Origin of the sequence: Streptomyces sp. NRRL F-2664, assembly GCF_000719345.1 — a bacterium.
In the GTDB taxonomy this organism is placed as follows: domain Bacteria; phylum Actinomycetota; class Actinomycetes; order Streptomycetales; family Streptomycetaceae; genus Streptomyces.
Map to the genome: position 1 here is coordinate 1 of NZ_JOFX01000132.1, position 3,407 is coordinate 3,407.

Annotated in this window: 3 protein-coding genes; all 3 read right to left on the reverse strand. The window is 67.6% G+C overall.

Features of this window, described 5'->3' with window-relative positions:
* Positions 1–89: 89 nt before the first annotated feature.
* Positions 90–1,334 (reverse strand): IS110 family transposase, encoded by a 1,245-nt coding sequence (locus IF89_RS0134575; protein WP_030776756.1) that lies wholly within the window; start codon positions 1,332–1,334, stop codon positions 90–92.
* Between the two features lie 840 nt (positions 1,335–2,174).
* Positions 2,175–2,591, reverse strand: a complete 417-nt coding sequence (locus IF89_RS0134580) for a hypothetical protein (protein ID WP_030776759.1) — start codon at positions 2,589–2,591, stop codon at positions 2,175–2,177.
* 184 nt (positions 2,592–2,775) lie between these two features.
* Positions 2,776–3,285 carry a hypothetical protein gene (locus IF89_RS0134585; RefSeq protein ID WP_030776763.1) on the reverse strand — a complete coding sequence of 170 codons (510 nt, stop codon included), beginning with the start codon at positions 3,283–3,285 and terminating at the stop codon, positions 2,776–2,778.
* Between the last annotated feature and the right edge of the window lie 122 nt (positions 3,286–3,407).

Here is a 3,407-nt window from a genome sequence, read left to right on the forward strand (position 1 = left end):
CGACGCGTCAACGTCCTGTGGGCCCTGATCCGTGACCGACGGTGCTACGAGGTCACACCCCCTGTGGCCGCAACCGCTTGACAACAACATTAGGAAGCGGTTTCCATCGGGTTGAGGGTGACGGTGTAGCCGAGCTGGTTGAGTTGAGTGATTGCGCGGCGGGTGGCGCGTTCGGGGTCGCGTTGGGTGAAGTAGGTGCCACCGAGTTCGTCGTATGGCTTGTGGTCGGTGAGCATGTGCCAGATCGCGGTGATGATCGAGTGCTCGACGGCGACCAGGGCCCGCAGGGGGCCGCGGCGGGCGGTCAGTCGCTTGTAGCGGGCGGCGAGGTAGGTGTCCTTGGTTCTGACCGCGCCGAACGCGGCGAGGCCGAGTGCGCCTTTGAGGTAGGGGTTGCCGGGCCGGACCTTGGTGTTCTTGGCGCGGCCGGCGGACTCGTGGTGGCCGGGGCAGACTCCGGCCCAGGACGCGAGGTGTTTGGCGGAGGCGAAGCGGGTCATGTCCCCGCCGGTCTCCGCGATGATCACTTCGGCGGTGGCCTGGTTGATGCCGGGGATGGTGTCGAGCAGGTCGAGGGCGTCACGAAAGGGCGCCATCACCTCCTCGATCCGTCCGCTGAGCTGGTCAATCATGGCGGTGAGCTGGTCGTACTGGTCCAGATGCAGCCGGACCAGGAAGGCGTGGTGCTCACGGAAGCGTCCGGTCATCGCCTCGGTGAGTTCGGGAATCTTGCTCCGGAGTTTGCGTTTGGCCATGTCCGCGAGGGTCTGCGGGTCGCGTTCCCCGCTGATGAGGGCTTCGAGCATGGCCCGGCCGGAGACGCCCATGATGTCGGAGGCGACCGCGGACAGCTTGATGCCGGTGTCCTCCAGGAGCTTCTCCAGGCGCTGGACGACCCGGGAGCGTTCCCGGGTGGCGGTGGTGCGGGCCCGGGTCAGGTCCCGCAGTTCCCGGACGGGCTGCGGCGGGACGAAGGAGGGGCGGACCAGGCCGTGGGAGCCGAGCTGGGCCAGCCAGGCGGCGTCCGAGACGTCGGTCTTGCGGCCGGGCAGGTTCTTGACCTGCCGGGCGTTGACCAGGATCACGTTCAGCTCTTCGACCAGCACGTAGTAGAAGGGCTTCCAGTAGTCCGAGGTCGCCTCGATCACCACCAGCGTGACCTCGGCGGCGAGCAGGTGGTCGAGCAGGCCGAGGACCGCGTTCGTCGTCGAACCCCAGGTCGTGGTCTCGGTGGTGAACGATCCCCGCCGTTTCGTACTCGGGGTCCGGACGCACACTTTGGCGTCCTTCTTGCTGATGTCCAGGCCGGCGCACCGTTCGTGCAGTACATCCACGCTCCCGCTCCCTCCCCATCGGTGTGCCGTTCCGGGAGGGCCAGGGTGAATCAGGAATTCTGACGCACGTGCTCACAGCAACACTCCACGGTTCCCGTGGACGGCCCCCAGCACCACGCTGACCTGCGAGCTCACAGGCATCACAGAGGCATCGGTTTCGGCCGGAACGAACCCCACCACCATCCCGGACCGACAACAGTCCACATCAGAGCGGACAGAAGCACCCCAGCGCGCGCCACGAGATTTACCACGCCCCCGGCGCGCACCGAAGGTGCGCTGGATCGCTGACCTGCGGTGGCGGGCCGTGGCACAGTCCTGGCATGGCTGACGACGTCGCCTATCCGGTTCTCCGTACTCCTGACCCCGCGCTCGCCCTGCGTACGGCGCGCCGCCTCGTGCACTTCGGTCGTCACGAGAACTCAGGGTCTCCGTGTGCGCGCACCTCGACTCCGTCGCCGAGGCCAGCGCGTGGCGAGAGAGTTCCCCCAGGGAGAGCTCCAGGGGCAATTCGATGACAGCGAGGTCTCCGGAGCGCAGAGGGAGGAGGACCTGCCGGCGCTGTTCCACCCTGTCCGGGGGCCGGACGTGCCGGTCGGCCCAGCCGCGTACGAGGGGCGGCTGCCGGTCGAGTGCGCGCTGGACGGCGTCCCGGTGGGGAGCGTCGAGGACGCCTTCGTCGCGGCAAGCGGCACGAGCAGGGGCGAGATCAACTGGTCCGGCCTGTGGTGGCCCGACACGCCCGCCGTGATCCACGCCGAGGGCTGCACGACCGCACGCCTGGCTTTTGCACCCTCGGAGCGGTGGTCTCCTTCTCGTCCCTTCAAGAACCGGCCGTGCCGGTCAGCGGCGGCCGATCCGCGCCAGGACGTCCTGGAGTCGGCGGACGGCCTCCTCCGCCTCCATGTACTCCTCAGCGCTCGCCAGGACGGTGCCGAAGGTGCCACCACGGTCAGCAGGCAGGGCACGCCAGCGCAGGACCGGTTCGAGCGCGTTCAGAGCACCGGAGAGAAACCAGGCCATGCGGCCGTGCGTACGCGCAAGGGAGATCGCCAGGACAGCGAGCGTTTCCCGCAGATGTTCGAGCCGCTTGATCGGCGGCAGCGCCTCCTGGACGTCCGGCGGACCAACGACGTCACGCAGGCCGGCCTCGACCTCACGAGCCAGTGCGCACTCGCTCGGCCCCAGCTCCCACACCTGGTCGAAGATCTGCTGCTCAGCTTCCTCGGCCAGCACCGCGACGATCCTTCGCATGTCCATGCGAAGCACTCTAAACGCACCGATCCCGCGGCCCGACACGGCCTCCTTCGATGACTGAGCCGGCCTGACGATCGCCCCGGATCCGAATCAGGCAGTCATAGACCTGTGGCCACCGGGGGCCTCGCTTCGGTTGATGACGCGTGGTTGGCGCCCCTTCCGGCCAACTCGCCGGTCAATCCCTGCATCAGCGGGGCGATTCCGTGGGTTCGTCAGGAGTCGTGGGGCGGGCTGCGAGGCGGCGGGCTTCGGCCGTGACCTCGACATCGACTTCGTCCACGGTTCTGTCGCCGTATTCGAGGATGCCGTACTCGTCGTGGAGTTCAGCGAGGCGCTCGGTCAGGGGCAGCTCATGTCCGTGGCGCTGATGAATCCGGAAGGTGAACTCCCGAGGCGTGAGCTCCCCGGCGAGCATGCGGCGTGCGAGGGCTTGGGCGGCGGCTTCCTGACCGGCCTCGCTTCCGACCGGATAGAAGGTGAGGCCGAGTTCGTCGAGCGCTGCGGGAAGCAGGTCGTGGACGTCGTAGTCCGCTTCGGCGCGCGTGCAGGCGGCGAGGATGCGAAGGCTGGGGGTGTCGAGTCCGGCGACGAGAGCATCACAGGCGGCGTTCACGACATCGCTCGCTCGGTTTTCCCTCGTGCTCCAGAGGGCGGCGTGGTTCTGTAGAGCGATTGCTGCTGCTTCGGTCGAGATCACTCGTGCATGATTCCCTTCAGACTGCTCTACCTTTTTGGACGGGTTGGTCCTCCCATTCGTAGGGTGGGGACGCCCAGGGGTATCGGGTGTGGCTATCAGGCTGCTGCCGCTTTGTGGCTTAC

What these genes read in the sequence shown, in the direction of transcription:
- IF89_RS0134580 (WP_030776759.1), bottom strand. Translation starts at nt 2,591, where the DNA reads ATGGACATGCGAAGGATCGTCGCGGTGCTGGCCGAGGAAGCTGAGCAG.